16 protein-coding genes and 1 riboswitch are annotated in these 21,451 nt (G+C 63.1%); of the genes, 7 read left to right on the top strand and 9 right to left on the bottom strand.

What is annotated here, in order from left to right; all coding sequences use genetic code 11:
- Window positions 1-56: 56 nt before the first annotated feature.
- From ACSQ3O_RS08935 to ACSQ3O_RS08920, 4 genes are all read right to left on the bottom strand, one after another.
- Window positions 57-1,118: an EamA family transporter gene (locus ACSQ3O_RS08935; RefSeq protein WP_436138570.1), complete on the bottom strand. Its 1,062-nt coding sequence runs from the start codon at window positions 1,116-1,118 to the stop codon at window positions 57-59.
- Window positions 1,119-1,350: 232 nt separating this feature from the next.
- Window positions 1,351-1,848 carry a signal peptidase II gene (gene lspA, locus ACSQ3O_RS08930; protein ID WP_252662252.1) on the bottom strand — a complete coding sequence of 166 codons (498 nt, stop codon included), beginning with the start codon at window positions 1,846-1,848 and terminating at the stop codon, window positions 1,351-1,353.
- 181 nt (window positions 1,849-2,029) lie between these two features.
- The gene (locus ACSQ3O_RS08925; RefSeq protein WP_436138569.1) at window positions 2,030-2,653 is read right to left on the bottom strand and encodes a phosphatase PAP2 family protein; all 624 of its coding nucleotides are present in this window, start codon (window positions 2,651-2,653) and stop codon (window positions 2,030-2,032) included.
- A 5-nt stretch (window positions 2,654-2,658) separates the two neighbouring features.
- Window positions 2,659-5,571, bottom strand: a complete 2,913-nt coding sequence (locus tag ACSQ3O_RS08920; RefSeq protein WP_252662244.1) for a heavy metal translocating P-type ATPase — start codon at window positions 5,569-5,571, stop codon at window positions 2,659-2,661.
- 95 nt (window positions 5,572-5,666) lie between these two features.
- On the opposite strand from ACSQ3O_RS08920, the gene cadR reads away from it, so the two are divergent.
- Window positions 5,667-6,122: a Cd(II)/Pb(II)-responsive transcriptional regulator gene (gene cadR, locus ACSQ3O_RS08915; RefSeq protein ID WP_252662246.1), complete on the top strand. Its 456-nt coding sequence runs from the start codon at window positions 5,667-5,669 to the stop codon at window positions 6,120-6,122.
- A gap of 67 nt (window positions 6,123-6,189) precedes the next feature.
- On the opposite strand, the gene ACSQ3O_RS08910 is transcribed toward cadR, so the two are convergent.
- Complete coding sequence (locus ACSQ3O_RS08910; protein WP_252662248.1) at window positions 6,190-7,440, bottom strand: sterol desaturase family protein; 1,251 nt, start codon at window positions 7,438-7,440, stop codon at window positions 6,190-6,192.
- A gap of 266 nt (window positions 7,441-7,706) precedes the next feature.
- On the opposite strand from ACSQ3O_RS08910, the gene ACSQ3O_RS08905 reads away from it, so the two are divergent.
- Complete coding sequence (locus ACSQ3O_RS08905; RefSeq protein WP_436138568.1) at window positions 7,707-8,003, top strand: hypothetical protein; 297 nt, start codon at window positions 7,707-7,709, stop codon at window positions 8,001-8,003.
- Window positions 8,004-8,045: 42 nt separating this feature from the next.
- Entirely contained in the window at window positions 8,046-8,660 is a 615-nt protein-coding gene (locus tag ACSQ3O_RS08900) for a cation transporter (RefSeq protein WP_252661608.1), read from the top strand.
- 369 nt (window positions 8,661-9,029) lie between these two features.
- Here ACSQ3O_RS08900 and ACSQ3O_RS08895 read toward each other — a convergent pair whose 3' ends face one another.
- On the bottom strand, window positions 9,030-10,241 hold the full coding sequence (locus ACSQ3O_RS08895) for a tyrosine-type recombinase/integrase (RefSeq protein ID WP_252661606.1): 1,212 nt from the start codon (window positions 10,239-10,241) through the stop codon (window positions 9,030-9,032).
- Window positions 10,242-10,616: 375 nt separating this feature from the next.
- Entirely contained in the window at window positions 10,617-13,379 is a 2,763-nt protein-coding gene (locus ACSQ3O_RS08890; protein WP_436138567.1) for a DUF349 domain-containing protein, read from the bottom strand.
- Between the two features lie 1,101 nt (window positions 13,380-14,480).
- Between ACSQ3O_RS08890 and ACSQ3O_RS08885 the strand changes: the two genes are divergently transcribed.
- The 4 genes from ACSQ3O_RS08885 (at window position 14,481) to ACSQ3O_RS08870 (ending at window position 18,426) form a co-directional block, all read left to right on the top strand.
- Window positions 14,481-15,320, top strand: a complete 840-nt coding sequence (locus tag ACSQ3O_RS08885) for a transglycosylase SLT domain-containing protein (RefSeq protein WP_436138566.1) — start codon at window positions 14,481-14,483, stop codon at window positions 15,318-15,320.
- A 27-nt stretch (window positions 15,321-15,347) separates the two neighbouring features.
- Window positions 15,348-15,500: riboswitch (ZMP/ZTP riboswitch) on the top strand.
- 36 nt (window positions 15,501-15,536) lie between these two features.
- On the top strand, window positions 15,537-16,781 hold the full coding sequence (glyA, locus tag ACSQ3O_RS08880) for a serine hydroxymethyltransferase (RefSeq protein WP_137745746.1): 1,245 nt from the start codon (window positions 15,537-15,539) through the stop codon (window positions 16,779-16,781).
- A 21-nt stretch (window positions 16,782-16,802) separates the two neighbouring features.
- The gene (nrdR, locus tag ACSQ3O_RS08875; protein ID WP_137745747.1) at window positions 16,803-17,252 is read left to right on the top strand and encodes a transcriptional regulator NrdR; all 450 of its coding nucleotides are present in this window, start codon (window positions 16,803-16,805) and stop codon (window positions 17,250-17,252) included.
- Window positions 17,253-17,526: 274 nt separating this feature from the next.
- The gene (locus tag ACSQ3O_RS08870; RefSeq protein ID WP_436141099.1) at window positions 17,527-18,426 is read left to right on the top strand and encodes a DMT family transporter; all 900 of its coding nucleotides are present in this window, start codon (window positions 17,527-17,529) and stop codon (window positions 18,424-18,426) included.
- A 49-nt stretch (window positions 18,427-18,475) separates the two neighbouring features.
- On the opposite strand, the gene ACSQ3O_RS08865 is transcribed toward ACSQ3O_RS08870, so the two are convergent.
- Window positions 18,476-20,272, bottom strand: coding sequence for a bifunctional metallophosphatase/5'-nucleotidase (locus ACSQ3O_RS08865; RefSeq protein ID WP_436138565.1), 1,797 nt, complete (start codon window positions 20,270-20,272; stop codon window positions 18,476-18,478).
- 36 nt (window positions 20,273-20,308) lie between these two features.
- On the bottom strand, window positions 20,309-21,406 hold the full coding sequence (gene aroC, locus ACSQ3O_RS08860; protein WP_436138564.1) for a chorismate synthase: 1,098 nt from the start codon (window positions 21,404-21,406) through the stop codon (window positions 20,309-20,311).
- Between the last annotated feature and the right edge of the window lie 45 nt (window positions 21,407-21,451).

Below are 21,451 nucleotides of genomic sequence, written 5' to 3'. Positions count from 1 at the left end.
CGACAACAGATCCTGTCAGATGCAGACCGCGTATGTCCATCGCTATCCGGTCGAACTCAAGAGGTTCTGTGAACATGCTGATGGTGCACATCTGGTGCGTGGGGATGGGCGTGGATCACAGGTTCATGGGTGTGCTTGTGACTGTGACTGCCCTTTGGCATCACATCGTGCACATGTGAATGGTGCCCGTCGTCATGGCGGTGGGCATGCTCATGCTCCATCGGTTCATGCGTATGTTCATGCCCGTGGCTCTCGGCCAAATGCAGCAGCACACCCGCAAGCATCAGAAGACCACCGAGCAGCATCAGCCACCCCGCAGACCGTTCACCGAAGCCGAACGCTACAGCCGCACCTATGAAAGGGGCAAAGGCGAACACGGAGCCAGTCCGCGCCGCACCAAAAGCCCGCTGTGCCAGAAGGTAGAACCGAAGACTCAAGCCATACCCTGTGGCCCCCACGGCAAAGAGCCCTAGAGCTGCCGCCAGGGGGGGCAAAGGCTCTCCCCACAACATGGCAAGACATGCTGTCGCAGCAGCACCCAGCGATGCCTTCGCCATCACAACCTGGCTGGGATCGCGTTCGGCCAGTCCCCGGGACAGGGTGTTGTCCACGCCCCAAGCCACGGTTGCCAGCAGCACCGCAAGCAGACCGAGCAGCTGCGTGCCGCCCTGCAGGCCCTGGTCCATCACCAAAGCCATGCCCCCCGCCAGCAAAAGAAGCATGGCAGCCCACACACGGCGGTCCATGGTCTCGCTGTACAGCCACCACGCCAGTGTGGCAGTGAACAGGGCTTCCAGAGTGAGCATGAGCGAGGCACTGGCACCACTGGTGTGTTGAAGGCCCCAGGCCAGGGCGACAGGGCCCAGAGCGGCACCGAACCCCGCCATAGCTATGAGGCGCCAGGCGTCAGATCTCTGCAACCTTGCCTCGTGGGTTGGGGTTCGCAGGGACAAAGCTCCGACTACAGCTGCTCCAGCGTACAGAAGCGCGGCCGTCGTGAACGCACCCAGCCCAGCACCCAGCCTCTGGACCATGGGGGTGCTGATGCCGAACAAGGCTGCAGCCAGCAGTGCTAACAGGCTGCCGCGCAATGCAGGAAGGTGCAAAGAGTTGATCATGGTGCACACCTTATCCCTCCACGGTACGCTGTAGTGATGTGATGTCGGAGGTGCCCCCTGTAGCTGTGCCAGCGTGGCCTCGCCCAGCTGACTTTAAGCCGCGAGAACGGTGACAACTTGATGGCTCATGTTTTTGCTCCCTTTCGGCCGACGCGCTGAGCTGCTAATTCACTTGTTTTGGTGGGTGAGAACCCAAGGCATATCTGATTGGAATTTCCGTTGCGCCCTTGGTTCACCGCGGCTCTTTCGCTGCGTTAGGACAGTCCCCGCTCATCAGCGATGCAAGCACCAGTACGATCGCTCCCCCCACAATGGCCATGTCGGCAATGTTGAAGGCAGGCCAGTGCCGTCCGCGCAGGTGAAAGTCGAGGTAGTCAATGACTTGACCGCGCATGGCCCGGTCAAATGCGTTACCCAATGCGCCGCCCAGAATGAGGCAATATGAAAGGCTTTCCAGTTTCCGCAATCGGCTGTACAGCTGCCGTACCAACCAGACTGAAACCGCGAGGGCAATCGCGAGGAAGAACCACCGCTGCCAACCACCAGCGTCAGCGAGGAAGCTGAATGCCGCACCGGGATTGAGCGCATGGACCAGGTTAAAAAATGACGTGACTTCATGCGACCATCCCAAAGGGGTAGTCGCGTCGATGTAGCTCTTGGCAGTCTGATCGGCTAGAAACACAGTGATCGCGAGTGCATACCACTGGATTCTCTTCGAGAGGTTATTCATATCAGTTAAGTTGGGGTGGAGGCTTCCCGCGCGCCTCCGGCAATAGCGGGAGGACGATGATGTTGTCTTCGCTGGCGCGGGTAGAGCCACAAGGAGCTCAAGTCCGAACCGAACCAGATCGTCTGTATTCTGGCAGTACAGCCAGACTCCGACGGCATCCTGCACGGCTTGAAAGCGGCATTCACCATCCCGGCCCTGCCGTCGGCACACCTCGCGCCATGCGTTGAGTCCAATAGCCCGTAACCGTCGTGCATGCACTCCCAAGTGCCAATCCGGTGATCACGTCCATCGGAAAATGCGCACCCAGCACGATGCGCGACCAGCCCACTGCGGCGGCAAACACCAGCAAGCCTATCCTGCCCGCCCGGCCCAGTGTAGGCCAAAGCGCTGTCGCCAGGACCCCAACGTAGACCGAGTGACCACTGGGCATGGTGTAGCGGCTGTCAGGTGCAGCGTGGGCTCGGTAGACAGGATCTCCCAAGACCACGGACGGACGCGGCAGCGCAAACATCGCCTTGAAGGTCGCTGCACCGGCGAATGCAAGCGCCAGCCCGAGCACAAATCTGCATAAGGTCAGGTCGAGCGGAGTTGACCTTTCACTGACCTGCATTCGCCGCCAAACCAGCATCAGAACCACGACGGCCGGCGCTCCCCAGTAGCTGCCGAGCACGCTCAGGATTTCGGGCAGCCAGATCCAGCCGTCAGGCAGTGCGCGCTGGATGCCCAAGAAAAGGTCCACGTTGGCGCCGCCCCAGTCATACAGCCAGCGTCTAGTCCACTGCGTCACGGTATCAGGCACTTGCATGTCCGTCAGGCCGTCTTGAGCTTGAGCAGGCGCAAGCCATTGAAGACGACGAGCATGCTGGCCCCCATGTCTGCGAACACTGCCATCCACATCGTGGCATGACCCGTGAACGTCAGCGCCAGAAAAACTGCCTTGATGCCCAAAGCCAGCACGATGTTCTGCGTCAGGATCGAGGCGGTGGTGCGCGACAAGCGGATGAACGTCGGAATCTTGCGCAGGTCGTCGTCCATCAGCGCGACGTCGGCCGTCTCGATGGCGGTGTCGGTGCCAGCCGCGCCCATGGCGAAACCAATGTCGGAACGCGCAAGGGCGGGCGAGTCGTTGATGCCGTCGCCCACCATGCCGACCTGGCCGTCTGCGCTGATGAGGCTTTCAATAGTCTTGAGCTTGTCCTCGGGCAACTGGTCGCCACGGGCTTCGGAGATCCCGACCTGGGCCGCGATAGCGTCAGCCGTGTACTGGTTGTCCCCGGTGAGCATCAGCGTGCGAACCCCAAGCGCCTGCAGGTCGGCCACGGCTTCACGGCTGGTTTCCTTCACCGTGTCAGCGACAGCGAAGACGCCGAGCACGGTGGTCTCGCTCATCAGCAGGATGGCTGTCTTGCCTTGGCGCTCAAGGGCTTCCAGTTGCGACTGCAACGCGACCTCGCTAAGGCCCAGCTCTTTTGCAAGACGGTGATTGCCCATCCGCAGCGTCCGGCCGGCAATGCGGCCGCGTACGCCACGCCCCGGCAACGCTGCGAAGTCATCGACTTCGTGCAGAGAGACGCCGTCACGTTTTGCCTTGCGGGCAATGGCTTGAGAAACCGGATGGTCCGAGCGCGCAGCAAGGCTCGCAGCCCATGCGGTCACCTCCTGGGCGTCGCCGATCAGCGGCAGGAAGTCGGTCTGCTCTGGCTTGCCGTGCGTGAGCGTGCCAGTCTTGTCCAGGGCCAAGGCCTTGAGTTTGCGCCCGCCCTCCAGGTAGACGCCGCCCTTGATCAGGATACCGCGCCTGGCGGCGGCGGCCAGACCGCTGACGATAGTGACGGGCGTGGAAATGACCAGGGCGCAGGGGCATGCGATCACCAGCAGCACCAGCGCCTTGTAGATCCAGTCGAACCAGGCGCCACCGAAGGCGAGCGGCGGAACGACCGCGACCAGCACAGCCACCACGAATACAGCCGGGGTATAGACCCGCGCGAACTGGTCAACGAAGCGCTGCGTGGGCGCTCGGTTGCCCTGCGCGGACTCCACCGCGTAGATGATGCGCGCGAGCGTCGAGTCGCTTGCGCCAGCGGTCACCTTGTACTCAAAGGAGCCGGTCTCGTTGATGGTGCCCGCGAAAACTTGGTCGCCTTCCGCCTTCTCCACGGGAAGGCTCTCGCCAGTGATGGGGGCCTGGTTGATGGCTGAACGGCCTGCGGTGATGAAGCCGTCAAGTGCAATGCGCTCGCCCGGACGCACCCGGACCACCGCTCCCTTGGCGATCTCCTTGGCCGGCATTTCCTTCCACGAGCCGTCGGCCTGCCGTATGGTCGCGGTCTCTGGTGCCAGGTCCATCAGCCCGCGAATCGCATTGCGGGCGCGGTCCAACGACTTCGCCTCGATCACTTCGGCCAGCGCAAAGAGGAACATGACCATGGCTGCTTCGGGCCAGTGGCCGATTGCCATACCGCCCGTGACCGCGATGGACATCAGGGCGTTCATGTTCAAGTTGCGGTTTTTCAGGGCGATCCAGCCCTTCTTGTAAGTGCTCAGGCCACCAGTGAAGATGGAAACCAGGGCCAGCACTATCACCGTCCAGTGGTTCCCATCGTTGACCCAGTAGACACCTTCGGCAAGCACTGCCGCGATGCCGGACGCAGCCATTGGCACCCAACTGGTCTTCTGTTCGGGAGGCCGTGAATCGCGCGGTTCATTGGTCTTGTGCACCTCGGTTTGCATTCCCAGCGACTCGATGGCCTCGATTGCCGGCTTGATCGCGTCAGGCGCGTGCCGGACTGTGAGCGTGCGCTGCATCAGGTTGAAGTCCAATCCCTGCACGCCGGGCATGCCTCGCAGCTTGCCGCGGATCAGGCTTTCCTCGGTCGGGCAATCCATTTTTGCGATGCGCAGCAGGGTGGTGACCGTTTGCAGGTCCTGCCGCTCGGCCCGCATGCCGATGGAAACGAGCGCCTTCTCGATCGGTGTCGTCGAAGGGAGGGTGTGCTGGACGCCCAGCACCCGTTGCATCAGGTTAAAGTCCAAGGCAGTGACGCCTGGCTCCTTGCCCAGGCAGTTGCGGATCAGCGCTTCCTCCGTTGGGCAATCCATGTTCTCGATCCGGTACGTCACGCGCTCTCCGGCGGGCATTGCGGAAGCTGGGTCGGTTGGCTGGGGCTGAGAGGTCGCAGACTCGAACAGTGGCGCGGTTGCGGCCGGCGCACCGAGGCTTACGGTCTGTTCCTTGGCACGCATGCCAATGGACGCCAGAACCTGCTCCATCTGCGCGCGCGCCTCGGCGCGGTGCTTCACCGACAAGGTGCGCTCGGCCAGGTCAAATTCCAGGTTCTGCACTCCCTGGACTGCGCCCAGGTGCGCGCGAATGAGTTTCTCCTCGCTCGGGCAGCCCATGTTCTCGATACAGTAGGTGGTCAACACCGCCCCATCCCGGACGGCCTGCGCCTTCATGCCCACCGCATTCAGAGCCTGCTCCAGTGCATCGACCGTGACCAGGCTGTGTGAAACGGTCAGTTTGCGCTGTGGAAGATCGAATTGCAGCCGCTCGACGCCGGGTACCTCCTCCAAGGTGTACCGCACCAGTCCTTCCTCGCGGCGGCAGTCCATGTTGCCGATGTAAAAGATGGTTGTTTCCGAGCTGGCTTGGTCCTGGGCACAGTTTGCCCCTTGCTCTTTTGCGCCCGAGCAGCCGCATGAATTGAAAGGGTCTTTGTTCATAAATCGCTCACTCTTCGTTGGCAGGGGTTTCCCCCAAATACCATGATTGAACAACCTCTAGTTGATATAGAGTCAAGCTTTTACGGAGAACAACCATGCTGCGGATCGGTGAACTGGCCAAGAGGGCGGACTGTCTGGTGCAGACGGTGCGCTTTTACGAATCCGAGGGCTTGCTGCTCGAGCCGGCGCGCAGCGAGGGTAATTTCAGGCTCTATGACAGCACCCACCTGCAGCGCCTGCTGTTCATCCGCCGCTGCCGGGCCAAGGACATGACTCTCGGTGAAATCCGGCAATTGCTGAGTTTCCGTGATCGGCCTGAGCTGGACTGCGGCGAGGTGAGCTCGCTGGTGGACTCCCATATTGCGCAGGTACGCGCCAAGATAAAGGAATTGCGAGAGCTTGAGCGTGAGTTGACGGATCTGCGTCGATCCTGTGACAGTGCCCGCACGACGCGCGAGTGCGGCATTCTTAATGGCTTGGCCGAACCCCGTCTGACTTCGCTCAAACAGCGCTCTGCAAAGCCGGGACGACGGATCGCGCGCACTGAATAGTCTATGCAGGTGCATCGAAGTTTGGATTGACGCTCAGCTTGGCCAACAACGCGATTCTGTTCTTCTGTCATAGCCAGACGTCCCAGCGGCGCTGGAAGGTGACTGGGTCCAACTCCGAGGGCCATGTCCCGCGCTCCATCACACCGAAGCGCCCGGTGCCAACGTTCTGGGGCGGCGTACGCCCAAGGGCATGGCCCACGGGAGACAGTGTGAGACGGATGAGCTGCGCCAAACACTCCGAATAGAAGTAGGTCCTCCATGCGAGACCGAGCATTGCCAGGTGACTGCGCAGATGCAGGTCAAGATGCGGCTGGGACACGATATGGGCCAGCTCAAGTGCGCGCCATGCAGCGAGCCGGTCGCCGGCCGCTTCGCGAGAAGCTGCAAGTTCCTTCTCACGCAGGAATGCGGCTCTGGCGCGCCCATAGTCCTCAACGCGAACAGCTTTCGCCGCAGGCTGACGCCGGAAGGGGTAGACCAGTTGAGTGCCGTAGTCCATCGGAAAGTCCGCTTCCTTCAGTCCCACTTCGCTGGCGCCAAGCCGGTGCTTTGGCAGCCGGAAGGTGCCGAAGAGGTGGTCCCAAACCATCCAGAACTCACCGTAGTTGACCTGGGCATCCTCGTACTCGCGCTTGTGATGCCAGCGGTGCACTTCGGCTGCACCGATCACAAAACGCAGCGGCCCGATCCGGTAGTCCAGGTTGGAGTGTTGGAAAGCCAGGTGCACGGCCAGCAGGCCGAGCCATGCCCCGACGGCGATGGCCGGTGCTCCCATCAGCATCAAGGCGAGCAAACCGGGCGCAGCCATTACCCCCGCATGCAGGGGGTGTCGGCGCTCTCCGTTGAGCCAATACAGGCGTTCCGAGCTGTGGTGGATTGCGTGGAACCGCCAGAGCCAGGCGACACGGTGGCTCAGCCGATGAATGCCATAGAGGCTGAGGTCGAGAACCACACCGACGGCGAGAGCTTGCGCCCACAACGGCCACTGGACCGGCCACAATATCCCGGCTGACCACAGCGGTGTCAGTGCAGCAACAACGCCGTGGACAGTGAGGAGCACAACGAGGTTGACCGCTGCGTGGATCGCGTCGCAAGTGCTATCCCGGTGGTCGTGGGCCCAGGCAGCATGAAAAGGCAGTCGCCGCTCCAACAGGGCGACGCAAGCGAGGGCGGCGGCTACCGTGAGTGGCACCGTAGGGACGTACGGCCAGCCGCCAGCGAGCCCGCCAAAGAGAACCAACGCAGTGACTCCAATGACTAACGGATAGCTGCCGTACCGGATGACAGCCTCCAGGAAGGGGGGATATTTCGTACTCATCATCTCTCCTCACAAAGGTCTATTACGAATTGGAAACCCTATAGTCACGGTAGAGTCAAGCAGCTTGATCAGCGACCATTGCCAGACTTGCGCTGCCGATGCTTCGCACCCGCAGTACACCTATGGTCCCGTCCGGTGGCGCGCATCGAGTGCCCCACAAGTGCACTTTCTGCTGCTCCTTCTTTTGTGGGGCGGCGCAGCTTTCGCTGCAAGAGCGTAGTGGTGATCAACTACGGCAAAGAGCGCACCGTGCTGTCGCCGTCCCCTTGAACATCTCATCTGATTTCAAGCCCTCACTCCTGGGTAGCGCGCTGGAAATCAAGCTCAAGGCGCAGTGGTTGGTGTGCCGCAAAGAGTGCGTCTCCAAGAAAGGCGAGTTTCCACTGACGATCCCCGCCAAGAGTGCAGTAGCCCTGCATATCCTCGTCTTTCGGGCGAGCTTCGCGGAACAGCCCAAGCCGCTGGCAAACAACGCCACCGCTTTTGAACCTGATGCCTTGCCTCTTTCCGGTGCTTGCGATCAAGGTGCAATATCTCTTTGGTGCCAACACTTGACTCTCTAGCTACTTTAGGTTTAAAGATGTGTGGACCTCAAAGGAACACACATGGCTGAACACGACGAAGACGACGAACTCGGTGGGTTGGACGCGAGCAACGCGGCTGATCGAAAAATCTTGCGGACCGTGTTGCTGATCAACCTGGGACAGTCCGCTGCTGGAATAGGCCTTGGCATATGGGCCGCTTCCACTGCGCTGATGGGCGCCGGGTTGGACAACCTCGCCGATGCATCGGTCTATGCCGTCAGCTTGTATGCCGTCGGGCGTGCGGCGATGGTCAAGGTGCGCGCAGCGCGTCTTTCGGGCTACCTGCTCGTAGGCCTTGCCGTTCTGCTGTTGGTGGAGGTTCTACGCCGCTTCGCCGGGGGTGAGGAGCCTGTGGGTCCAGCTATGATGACGATAGCTGCTGCGAACGCGGCTTTGAACCTAGTGTGCTTGAGGCTGCTGCGCCGTCATCGCGGTGAGGATGTGAACTTCAAGGCATCGGCAATCTTCACCAATAACGACTCCATCGTCAACGGTGCTATTGTGCTGTCCGGGGCGCTGGTCATGTGGCTGGGATCGAACATCCCGGACTTACTGCTTGGCGTTGTCGTAGCTGCAATTGCCGCTAATGGTGGTCGCGAAATACTGAGGGAAGCATCGGAAGCCGTGCCGGACTGACTTTGGCTTACATGCAGCATGACGCTGACGACAAGTGCGCTCAGCCTGGTCTTTTCCGCGACCAGGGTCAACCAGAGCCCAGGCTGCACACTCTCTCAACGTGGGGCGCCTTATTGAAGGCGCCGCTGCACAGGCCGACGTCAACAACATTGTTTCAAACCACCGACCATCCCAACAGTGCCAGAAAAGCAGAAACCGCGTCGAGTGCTGCGGACTAAGTGGCTGCCGCGTTGGATCACAGTGATTGGAGCCGAAACCGGCCTGACTGATAGCTGATACCCCATAGATGAATCGTCTGAACCAATAACATCGAAGCCGCCGAACGTGACGATACCCGCGAGCCCCAACCCATCGATGAGCTGAACCCGCTCAGTTTTGCTCACACCCCTTGCCAGTGACCAACGCCTCCCAAGCATTCATAAGGCCTCGTCGCTGCTCCAGCAAGTCAGTGCGATGGTATGCAGCCTCCACCTTGTCCTTGATGACGTGAGCTAGGGACCGCTCAGCCAGATCACGCGAGTGCCCATTCTCGCTGCACCAATCTCGAAAGCTAGATCGAAAACCGTGCGCGGTTGCAACCCTCCCTGGGGTGTCGCTCTGGGCCTTCAGCCTGCGGAGAAGTGAAGTGAGGGCCATGTCGGAAAGTTCAACGCGGTCTCGAACCGAAGGGAACACGAGGGTTTCGTGTAGGCCCTTCTGCTCTTCAAGGATCGCCATCACCCGTGGAGACAGCGGGACGCGATGGGGAAACTTTGCCTTCATGCGCTCGGCAGGGATCGTCCAGATCTTGTTCTTGAAGTCGGCCTCGTTCCAGGTCATCCCTCGCGCCTCACCTGAGCGGCAGGCGGTCAGAATCACAAATTCAAGCAACGTGCGTGTCACCTCAGGCCGGTTTCCCGGCCTGAGGTGCTTTTGCACGAATTTTGGGATGTCTCGCCAGGGCATGGCGGGGTGATGTTGAGTCCGCACGGTTTTGCCTGGCTGCTGCGCGAGCAGGTGTCCCACTACATCCACAGGGTTCGAATGGCAGTAACCATGAGCCCAGCCCCAGGCAATCACGGCATGGATTCGCTGTTTGACCCGGCTGGCTGTTTCTGCCTTCGTCAGCCAGATGGGCCTCAGTACCTCGGCAACGTCACCCGGTTGAATCTCGTGCAGAAGTTTGCTCCCGAGCTTTGGGAAGACGTACTCCTGCAGGGTGTTGATCCATTGCTGGCCATGCTTGGGGTTCTTCCAACCAAGAAGGAGGTCTCCATGAAGCATTTGAGCGGCCTCTTTGAAGGTGGGAGCCTTGGGCTTGTCTTCGATCTTGGCCTTCTCTTCCAGCGGGTCCTTGCCCTCCGCTAGTTCGATGCGCATGGCAGTGGCCCGCTTACCGACTTCCGCGATGCCAATCTCAGGGTAAGAGCCCAGGCCAGCATTTCGGCGTTTACCCGATACGGGGCTGACGTATCGCAGGACCCACTTACCGTGGCCCTTCGTACTGGAGGGATGCAAGGCCAGGCCGGTGATGCTGCCGTGGGGAATTGCCGGATCAGTTGGCTTGATGCTCCGGGCTTTGGTGTCAGTGATGGTAGCCATTGATTGCCTGAATGGGTATGCCAATCAGTATGCCACCATCACTTCCATCTCATTGGACACCATTGCATCACACTGGGACCATCTTCATACAAAACAACAACTTACAGCTAAAATTTGGACACCATGGAACCTCATTGAATAACACTCTGGCAGACGCCCTCTCCGCCATTATTAAATTTCAGAGCGCTCCAACGCGCTGAAAAAGCCAACAAAAAATCCCCGCATGTCGGGGATTTTTCATTTCTGCGGCACACACCAGACCGCAGTCCAACACTACACCACACAGCCCAGAAGTACATCCGCCCACATGGGCAGATGCCTGGATGCATGGCACATCCTCGGGCAGCCTTCCGGCCACCCGAGGAGCACCCTCTTTTACTTGCGCAGCAGCGTTTTCAGTACATTCTGCAGACGCCGCGCACTGGCCGCGTCGCTGGCGCTTGCCAGCACCCGCGCGGCATCCTGGCCCCAGGTCTGAGCAGGGTCCGGATCGTTGCGGCGCGTCAGCAGTTGCAGTTGCAGCATGCGCCGTGCGGCGATGTGTTCTGCAGGCGTGGGGGCCTCTGCCGCCATTTCCAGGCGCAGCAGGGCTTCGGAGGCATCGCCCTGGGGTGCCGCAGACAGCGCCTGGGCCCACGCGGTGCGCACGGAGGCCGTCACGCGGCCACCGAGGTCCTGGGCACTGGGGACCTGGGCCGGGTCACGCTTGTCCCAGGCGGCAAGCAACTGGGTCAGGGTTTCGCCATGGGCCTGGGCCGCCAGCTTTTTCAGCGCCAGCTGCGCGTGCTCCATGGCATCGCGTTGTGCGCGAAACGCTACGTCACCCAGGCGGGGGCCGCGGTCTTCGTAGGCAGGACGCTCTCCCATGCGGCCACCACGGTCGTTGCGGTCGCCAAATCGGCCTTCGGTACGTGGACCACGCCCGGCATCACGGTCACCAGGACGGCCATCGCGGCGGTCACCTGGGCGTGCACCACGCCCAGGGGCTGCTGGGGCGTCCTTTTTCATGCCGGGGCGATCGTCACCACGCACCGCCACCACAGGGCGGGCGGGCTTGGGCGGTGCCACGGGCGCCGCTGCAGGAGCTGCCGCTTCGCCATCGGCAGCAGCACCATCTCCCTCCGTGGCTGCATCGCCCGCAGGGGCATCGCCACCCACAGCCTGCTCTGCCGGTGCTGCTGCGCTTTGCTCCGCCTTCTGCGCAGAGGCGACTGCTTCGGCCGCCTGGGCCTGGCCGCGCAATGCCGCTTCGAGCGCTTGCACGGCAGCACGGATCTGCTGCGCATCGCCCGTGGCATTGGCCGCCTCCAGGGCCTTGGAGGCCTCCAGCACCACGCGGTCGCGTGCGCTCAGCTCGGTGGCGGCCTTTTCACGGTCAGCCGACTTGCGGTTGAAGGCCTCGTCAATGGGCTTGCGGAAGGCATCCCACAGCTTTTGCTCGTGCTTGCGATCGAGCGGCACCGACTGCGCCTCGCCCTGCCAGCGCTGCTGCAAGGCCTTGACGGCGTCAATGCGCAGCATGGGCGCCGCGCCCAGCGCCGTTGCTTCTTCGATCATGGCGTGGCGGCGGGCAAGGCTGTCTTTTTGCGCAGCCTCCAGGGGCGCTGCAGCCAGGGCAATGGCCTGTTTCCACAGCGGCTGCAGTTCGGCGAACAGCTTTTCACCCACGTGGCCACCTTCGCGCCAGCGGTCGCCAAACTGGTACAGCGCACGGTTGATGCCCTTCCAGTCGGTGGACGTGGCATGGGCCTGCGCCCAGGCCTTGACCTCCTCGATCAGCGCCAGGCGCTGTGCCTTGTGCTCAGCTGCCTCGGTACGGATCTTGTCCAGCCATGCCTCGACGACCTTGTGCGCAGCGTTGCAGGCCTCGTCGAACTTCTTCCACAACGCATGGTTGGGCGCGCCGCCTTGGTCTGCCTGCTTCCATTGGTCGCGCAGGTTGCGCAGGGTTTCCTGCATCTTGCGGCCGCCGAGGGCCTGACCCTCGGGGCGGTTGAGCAAGGCTTCTGCCTTGGCAACCAGGTCTTCACGCACCTGGTCGGCACTCCAGCGCTGCCAGCCTTCCAGCTCGCCAGCGGCGACCAGTGCCGTGTGCACCTGCTGCTCCAGGGCGTTGTCAATGTGCTTGCCGTGCACCTTGAGCACCGCACGCAGGGCGGCTGCAGCACCGGCGCTGGCCTTGCCATGGCCTTCGGCCGTTTCTTTTTCGAGCGTGGCCAAGGCCTCGCGCACCACCTGTGCGGCTTTTTCCACCACTTCAGGGGCTACCTTGGGCCTTACAGCACGCGCTGGCTTGACCGCAGCTGCAGCGGCGGCCGATGCTTCGGTCGGCAGGCCACGGGCAGCGCGCAGCTCATCGGCCCACACGGGCACGGGTGGCAGGGGGGCTGCGGCGTCTTCAGCAGCAGCGGCGGCCTGGGCCACGGCGGGCTGGAAAGCTTCCCACACCACCAGCAGCTGGGTGCGGGAGGCATCCAGAAGCGGAGGGAAGCGCGCTTCCACGCTCACCCAGCTGGCGTCGCCCGTCAGTTCCTGGGCCTGCTCCTGCCAGCGAGCCACATCGGCGCGCAGCAACTCCAGCGCAGCATGGGCGTCGCGCCAAGGCTTGGTTGAGAGCACTTCGATGCGCTGGGCCAGCAACACGGCCGCCTCGCGTTGCACCTGCACGCGGTGCTGCAGATCTTCAATGACCTTGACGCGGTCAGCCATCTGCACCTTGAGCAACGACAGCGGTTCGCGCGACAAAGGGGCACCCGCCTTGGCGGCATCGCGCTGCCAGGCCAGGGCATCGGCAATATTGAGCTTGGGGGCTGCCAGCAGCGCCTGGGCCTTCTCGGCCCACTCTGCAGCGATGGCTTCCTGCCCCTTGGCGCGGCGGATTTCATCGAGGCGCTCGCGCACGGCACGGGCAGCGCCCTTATCGCGGCCGCTCAGCTCCTTGAAGACTTCCTGCAGCTGTTCGGGCGCAGGCTGGGTGGCCAGCCAGTCACGGATGCGGGAGGCGCGCTCGCCAGAGGTGGCGGCAGAAAAGGCGCCGCCGGTCAGCGCATCGAGCGGATGCAGCTCTTGGGTTTTGGCCGGGGCCGGATTCACTTCAGGTGCGTCGGACATTTTGCTGCGGGAAAAAAATGGAAACATGGATCCAATGGATAACAAAGCGCCTTCGAAGGCAAAGCCTGAAGGCTGGCCAGGGCCACGTGCCAGACGCGCGCCAAGGCCACAAAAGAGCTATTTTCACCGGGTTCGGCCCACGGGCCTCTGGGTAGCGCGGGGTCACACCGCCGGACTGATCTGGCACAAGGCACGGCCAGGCAAGGCGGCAGGCTGAGCACCCCTCTCGGCGGCGGACTCCACCACTGCGAGCGCGCCACCATGGCTCAAGGGAACAACCCCCATTATCTATATATAAGAGCCTACCCCAGGACTTTCCAGGAATCGTGCGGCCGCACAGCCTCCAACGGGTGCCTTGAAAGAGCGCCGTCCACGAACATCTAGCGCCCCCAACAACCCCTTGACCACGCATGCCCCCCGCCCCACGCATCGCAACCTTGCGCATGGCGAAGCTTCCCCCCCACAAAGCACAAAAACACGGCAGCAAATAAGAAAGCCCGGCGGACAGGGCCTCGTGGCCTGCCCGCCGGGCTTGACGGCTGACACAACGGTCTTTGCCATCGGTCGCGATGTGGAGATGAAGGTCCACATGGCGAGGAGGCAAGGGATTGCCTCCAGGGGGTGCCTTAGAAGCGGCATCTGCTGCACCTTGGCACTGAATGCCCTCGGAGGGAGACTTCGCTTCGTCTGGCGATGCCTGAAATCTACAGGCGCCTCCACCTTACCAAAGTCGCTCGCCGGGCTCAAATCGGATTCTCAATGGCGGCCAAACGGCCGATTGAATTTGACATGAAGGCGTCACAACGGCCACCCACGCCAGGCGACTCCACACCCCCAAAAGACTGCCGAGACTGTGATTTTTTACATACTTTTCATAACTCAAGTGTCTAAAAAAATTAAACGTTAGTATTGACTATGCATTTAGTGACCTCCTAGAATCCGCCAGCCCCGAAAACGGGCTAGTAAAAACCCCAACCCGCTGCCGACCCCGGCTAAGTCAAACCAGGCAACAAGCACTCCACAGACGTGCAGCCCGGACTTGATGGCGTACCAATCCAGGCGAATTGCCGGGTAGGTGCAGTCCTCGCGACTGCCCCTCTTCCCGCTGCGTCTCAGAAAGGAAGAGCTATGACAGCGTCAGGAAAAATAGTCTCCGGCGTGCGAACCTTCGCGGCCGATGTGACCGAAGGTTTTCTTGAAATCACCCACAACAGCTTTGCCCTCATCGGCCTTGCCGTTGCTTTCATAATCATTGCCCTCACGGCCCGGCCCGATCTGCGCCAGGCAGGCGAAGAGCGCCTCATGGGCTGGCTGCAAGCCCGCCAGGTGGAAATGCTGGGCATGCCCATCGAGCCCGAAGCCAGCGAGCGCGCCACGGCCGCCAACCCCAAGGACCTGCCCAAAGAGCAGGCAGCGGTGGCCTTCTGGCTCAGCAAGAAGTACCGCGTGGCCCCCGAGCCGCTCAGCGTGCTGGTGGCCGAGGCCTACGACATTGGCACACGTGCCAAGATCGACCCCACGCTGATCCTGGCCATCATGGCCATCGAGTCGAGCTTCAATCCGTTCGCCGAGAGCGCCGTGGGCGCCCAGGGCCTCATGCAAGTCATGACCCGCGTGCACACCGACAAGTACCAGAGCTTCGGCGGCCACTTTGCCGCCTTTGACCCGGTGAGCAACCTGCGCGTGGGCGTCAAGGTGCTGCAGGAGTGCATTGCGCGTGCTGGCTCTGTCGAGGGCGGCCTGCGCTACTACGTGGGCGCGGCCAACATGGCCGACGATGGTGGCTACGCGGCGAAGGTGATGGCGGAGCATTTCCGGCTGCGCCAGGTGGCCAACGGCCGGGCCATGCCTTTCAATCCCCCACCATCGCTGTCCACCCAGGCGCCCGCGCAGAGCATCCCGGCTGCTGCCCCTGCAGTGGTGCCCTCGGCGGCCACCGACAAGGTGGCCCTGCTGTCGGGCCTTTGAGGAATGCGCTACCGCGTCGGCTACACTAGCAAGGTACGCGACTGGCGATAGGCGCTGCATCCCACACCAGGGTGCTGCCGCTGACGTGGAAACCGGCAAGGGCCCGCCCCTTGTGAACCACTGGGAAGCGTGCCGCACGGGGCCACCCGCTGCGTTCAGCCGTTCGCCTGGGCAGCCCTTGTTTCAAGGGACACAAGTTCTTAGGACTGCCAAACCATGTACGACCGCAATATTCTTGTCGAGCAAACCGATCCCGAACTCTTTGCCGCCATCCAGGCTGAAAACGCCCGGCAAGAGCACCACATCGAGCTGATCGCCAGCGAGAACTACGCCTCCCCCGCCGTGATGTGGGCGCAAGGCACCCAGCTGACCAACAAGTACGCCGAAGGCTACCCCGGCAAGCGCTACTACGGTGGCTGCGAGCATGTGGACGTGGCCGAGCAGCTGGCCATCGACCGCGTCAAGAAGATCTTCGGCGCCGATGCCGCCAACGTGCAGCCCCACTGCGGCGCATCTGCCAACGAAGCCGTGTTCCTGGCCTTCCTCAAGCCCGGCGACACCATCATGGGCATGAGCCTGGCCGAAGGCGGCCACCTGACCCACGGCATGCCGCTGAACATGTCGGGCAAGTGGTTCAACGTGGTCAGCTACGGCCTGGACAAGAACGAAGCCATTGACTACGACGCGATGGAAGCCAAGGCCCGCGAGCACAAGCCCAAGCTGATCGTGGCTGGTGCATCCGCCTACAGCCTGCACATCGATTTCGAGCGCTTCGCCAAGATCGCCAAGGAAATCGGCGCGATCTTCATGGTGGACATGGCCCACTACGCCGGCCTGATCGCTGCGGGCGTGTACCCCAACCCCGTGCCCCACGCCGACGTGGTGACATCGACCACGCACAAGAGCCTGCGCGGCCCCCGTGGCGGCATCATCCTGATGAAGGCTGAGCACGAAAAGGCCATCAACAGCGCCATCTTCCCCGGCCTGCAAGGCGGCCCGCTGATGCACGTGATCGCAGCCAAGGCCGTGGCCTTCAAGGAAGCGATGCAGCCCGAGTTCAAGGCTTATCAAGAGCAAGTGGCCAAGAACGCGAAGGTCGTGGCCGAGACGCTGACCGCACGCGGCCTGCGCATCGTGTCCGGCGGCACGCAAAGCCACGTGATGCTGGTGGACCTGCGCGCCAAGGGCATCACCGGCAAGGAAGCCGAGGCCGTGCTCGGTGCTGCCCACATGACCATCAACAAGAACGCGATCCCCAACGACCCTGAAAAGCCGATGGTGACCAGCGGCGTGCGCATTGGCACCCCCGCCATGACCACGCGCGGCTTCAAGGAAGAAGAAGCCCGCATCACGGCCAACCTGATTGCCGACGTGCTGGACAACCCCCGCGACGAAGCCAACATCGCCGCCGTGCGCGCCAAGGTCAACGCCCTGACCGCACGTTTCCCGGTCTACCGCTAAGCAAGCCGGTTCTCAGCGTCCATGAAGTGCCCCTTCTGCAGCCACCTCGAAACGCAAGTCGTTGAAACGCGGGTGTCTGAGGATGGGGTCTTCATCCGCCGCCGCCGCCAGTGCGGCGCGTGCGACAAGCGCTTCACCACCTACGAGCGGCCGGAAGTGAACTTCCCGGCCATCGTCAAGAAAGACGGTCGGCGCATTGAATACGACCGCAGCAAGCTGCTCGGCTCGTTCAACCTGGCGTTGCGCAAGCGCCCCGTGAGCACCGACCAGATCGACACGGCCATTGAGCGCATTGAAGAAAAGCTGCTCAACCTGGGCCAGCGCGAGGTGATCTCCAGCCGCATTGGCGAGCTGGTGATGCGCGAACTCAAGAAGCTCGACAAGGTGGCCTACATTCGCTTTGCCAGCGTGTACCGCAGCTTTGAAGACATCGACGACTTCCGCGCCATGGTCGATGAAGTGCGCAAGTAGCCGCGCACCGCGCCCCAGTTGCCCAGCAGGCATGAGTTCAAGCTTTTTTGGCCACCACCGCGCGCCCATCAAGCACCGATAGCTATCAATAGCATAGCAAAAACAAGCCACCCACCTGCCCTGCCTGGACAACACGCAGCGCTGCCCCCGAAGCTACAAGGCCATTCACTCCTGAAAATATAGCTACCAAGGCTTACTGGGCGCGCTCAGAAAGCCATTTTGGCTCGATATTTTTCGTTCGAGCCAGCAGCACGCCCTGCGCCCGTGCCCGACAATCCCTGCGGTGAAAACCCGCCACTTCCTGCAGCTGGTGCTGCTGTCTGCCCTGTGGGGCGCCTCGTTCCTCTTCATCCGCGTCGCCAGCCCCGTGCTGGGCCCCAATGTGATGGCTGCGCTGCGCATTGGCCTGGCCACGCTCACGCTGATTGGCATCATGCGCATTGCCAACGAGTCCTGGCCCTGGCGCCACTGGCGCGAGCTGTTCGGTCTGGGCACGCTCACCGTCGCCCTGCCCTTTTCGATGTACGCCTGGGCGGCCCTGCATTTGCCTGCTGGCTACAGCTCGCTGCTCAACACCATGGCCGTGCCATTTGGCGTGATCGCCGCCGCCTGGATGAAGGAAGACACGCTGAGTGCACGCAAATGGCTGGGCTGCATCAGCGGTTTCGCCGGGGTGGCGCTCATCGTACAGCTGGGGCCGGTGGAGCCAACCCCCGCCCTGCTGCTGGCGGCGGTGGCCTGCGTGACGGCATCGGCCTGCTACGGCATCTCGACCACCTGGATGAAACGTGCCACCCAGCGCATGTCGCCGCTGTCGATTGCGGCGGGCATCCACGCCGCGGCCCTGGTGCTGCTGCTGCCGGGCGCGGCCTGGAGCCTGCCTGAAGCGCGTTTCACGCCTGGGGCATTGGCCGCCGTGGCGGTGATGGGCATCGTGACCTCGGGCCTGGCATATTGGCTGAACCTGCGGGTGCTCAAGCATGTCTCGCCGGTGGCCGCCATGAGTTCGGCCTTCATGATCCCGCTGTTTGGCGTGGCCTGGGGCCATATTTTTCTGGGCGAGGCCCTGGGGCCAGGCATGCTCTGGGGCGGCGCGCTGGTGCTGGTGGCGACCGGGCTGGTCACCGGCTTCAACCCGCTGCAATGGCTGGGTGCGCTGCGCCGCCGCAGCTGACCCATGCCTCAGCGAATGACCTAAGCCACGACCGCAGTGCGGCCCCGCCTCAGCGGCCCACGCGCATGATGCGGTCCGTCGCGGGTGGCGCCACCGGGCTCTGCTGGCGGAAGTACGCCTCCAGCGCATCCAGGTCCAGCTCGCCCACGCGCCGGTCCTGGCCTTGCGTCAGCACCGTGAAGTTGTCCCCGCCGCTGTCCAGAAAGCTGCTCATCACCACACGCACTGACTGCGTGTCTGTCATCGGCGCACCGTTCAACGCCATGTGGCTGATGCGCGCCCCGGCGGGCTGGCTCAGGTCGTAGCGGTAGCTGAAGCCGCTGGACACCGACAGCACCCGGGGCCGCTGCACCGTATTGCCCGCGCTGGCGAACTGCTGCTCCAGCACTGCGCGGATCTGCGCACCCGTGAAGGTCTTGACCACCAGTTGGTTGCCAAAGGGCTGCACCGCATACAGCTGGCCATAACGCACCAGCCCTTGTTCATCCGGCACCAGGTCGGCACGCAGGCCGCCGGGGTTCATGAACGACAACTGCGCACTACCGTCTTCGGGCGAGCGCGTGGCCAGCAGCTGGGCGTCGGCCACCAGATTGCCCAAGACGCTCTCCAGCGCCGCGTTGGGCTGGCGGCGCATGGGGCCCCTCGCCTGCCCCACGGGCCGCTGGGCCAGCGGCACGGCAGCGGCGCGGTAGGTGTCGATGATTTTCTGCACCCCGGGATCGGCGGGAAAGGTCGGCACGGCGCTCGTGAGGGGCACCAGGCCCTGGGCGCCCGTGAAGGCCTCGCCCTGCACCACCACATTGCGCGCCGCCTTGCGGATCACGCGGCGGGTCTGCGTATCCACGCGCAGCTGGATGTCGGTGAGCAGCGTGCCGTACTGGCCTGCACTGGTCAGCAAGAACGGCTTGGCCGGGTTCACACGGCTGTAGTCGCAAACATAAGCCTGGTGCGTGTGGCCGGACACCACCACATCCACTGCCGGGTCCAGACGCTCCAGGATGGGCACGATGTCACCCGACAGGCCTGCGCAGCTGGTCTCCTGCACGCCGGCGGTGGTGCCGCCACCTTCATGGATGGCCACCACGATCACATCGGCGCCCTGGGCCTTGAGTTTCGGGATCAGCGCATTGGCCGTGGCAGCCTCGTCTTCAAACCGCAGCCCTGCCACGCCTGAAGGGCTGACCATGGTCGGCGTGGCCTGCAGCGTGAGGCCAATAAACCCCATGGTGATGGTGACGCCGCCTTCAGTAAACCGCTTGAGCCCCGTGGCGGGCAGCAGGGTGCGTCCATCCTCGCGCACCGTGTTGGCCGCCAGCAGGCCAAATTGGGCTCCCTGAAAAGGCTTGCTGATGCGGCAGGGCTCGCGCGAGGTGAATTTCTCGCAGCCACCGTTCTGCAGCCGCAGCAGCTCGCGCCAGCCCCGGTCGAATTCGTGGTTGCCGACCGCACTGAAGTCGATCTGCATGCGATTGACCGCTTCAATCGTGGGCTCGTCCAGGAACAGCGACGACACTAGCGGCGAGGCGCCCACCATGTCGCCCGCCGACACCACCGCGTGGTGGCGGGACTGTGCCTTGAGGGCCGCCATGGCGCTGGCGAAGTAGGCCATGCCCCCGGCAGGCGCCAGCACCGGGCCCGCAGGCCCTTGCACCCGGTGCGCCATGTGGGGCGGCTCCAGGTTACCGTGCAGGTCGTTGAAGCCGATGAGGGTGATATCGATGTGGGACGGCGCGCTGCCCGCCACGGGTGCGGTGGGCGCCATGCTGCCGCAGCCCGCCAGCCACAGCGGGACGGCCAATGCGGCCAGCGCCCGGCGGCGGAAGGCCCGGAACAAGCGGTTGCTCATACAGAGGGACCGCCCCTGGGACGGTAAGAGTTGGTGTTACAGAAACGAGGCCTGGATGGGCGGCACGGGCGGCACCACGTCGCCACACTGGGCGCGGTGGCGCAGGGCATGCTCCATCACCACCAGCGCCAGCAGCGCCTCGGCAATCGGAGCGGCGCGAATGCCCACGCAGGGGTCGTGACGACCCTTGGTAATCACCTCGGTGCTCTTGCCATGCACATCGATCGATTCGCGCGGGCTGATGATGGAGCTGGTGGGCTTGATGGCAATGCTCACCTCCAGGTCCTGCCCCGTGCTGATGCCGCCCAGCACACCACCCGCGTTGTTGGTGCGAAAGCCCTGCGGCGTCATCGAGTCGCCGTGCATGGTGCCCCGGTGGGCCACACTGGCAAAGCCTGCGCCAATCTCCACGCCCTTCACCGCGTTCAGGCCCATCATGGCATGGGCAATGTCGGCGTCGAGCTTGTCATACAGCGGCTCGCCCAGGCCCACCGGCACGCCGGTGGCCTGCACGCGGATGCGCGCGCCGCACGAATCACCCGCCTTGCGCAGCGCGTCCATGTAATCCTCGAACTGCTGCACATCGGCCACGGGGGCAAAGAAAGGGTTGTTGCGAACGTGGTCCCAGCTCTCGAAAGGGATGGGCAGCTCGCCCAGCTGAGTCATGCAGGCGCGGAACTCGGCGCCGTATTGCTGCGCCAGCCACTTCTTGGCCACGGCACCTGCAGCCACCGTGGGCGCCGTGAGGCGGGCCGAAGAGCGGCCGCCGCCCCGCGGGTCGCGGATGCCGTATTTGTGCCAATAGGTGTAGTCGGCATGGCCCGGGCGGAAGCTTTCGGCGATGTTGCTGTAGTCCTTGCTGCGCTGGTCGGTGTTGCGGATCAGCAAAGCAATAGGGGTGCCCGTGGTCTTGCCCTCGTACACACCCGACAGGATCTCCACCGCGTCCGGCTCATTGCGCTGCGTGACGTGGCGGCTGGTGCCGGGGCGGCGCCGGTCCAGGTCGGCCTGGATGTCGGCTTCAGAAAGGAGCATGCCGGGCGGGCAGCCGTCGATCACACAGCCAATGGCTGGGCCGTGGGATTCACCAAAGTTGGTGACTGCGAATAGGGTACCGATGGTGTTGCCGCTCATAGGCTGGATTATTCCAGACGCACGGATTGCAGAGGCGCTGGCCAC

This window comes from Acidovorax sp. LjRoot74, from assembly GCF_964254355.1.
Lineage (GTDB): Bacteria > Pseudomonadota > Gammaproteobacteria > Burkholderiales > Burkholderiaceae_C > Acidovorax.
This window is presented reverse-complemented; position numbering and strand designations above follow the sequence as displayed.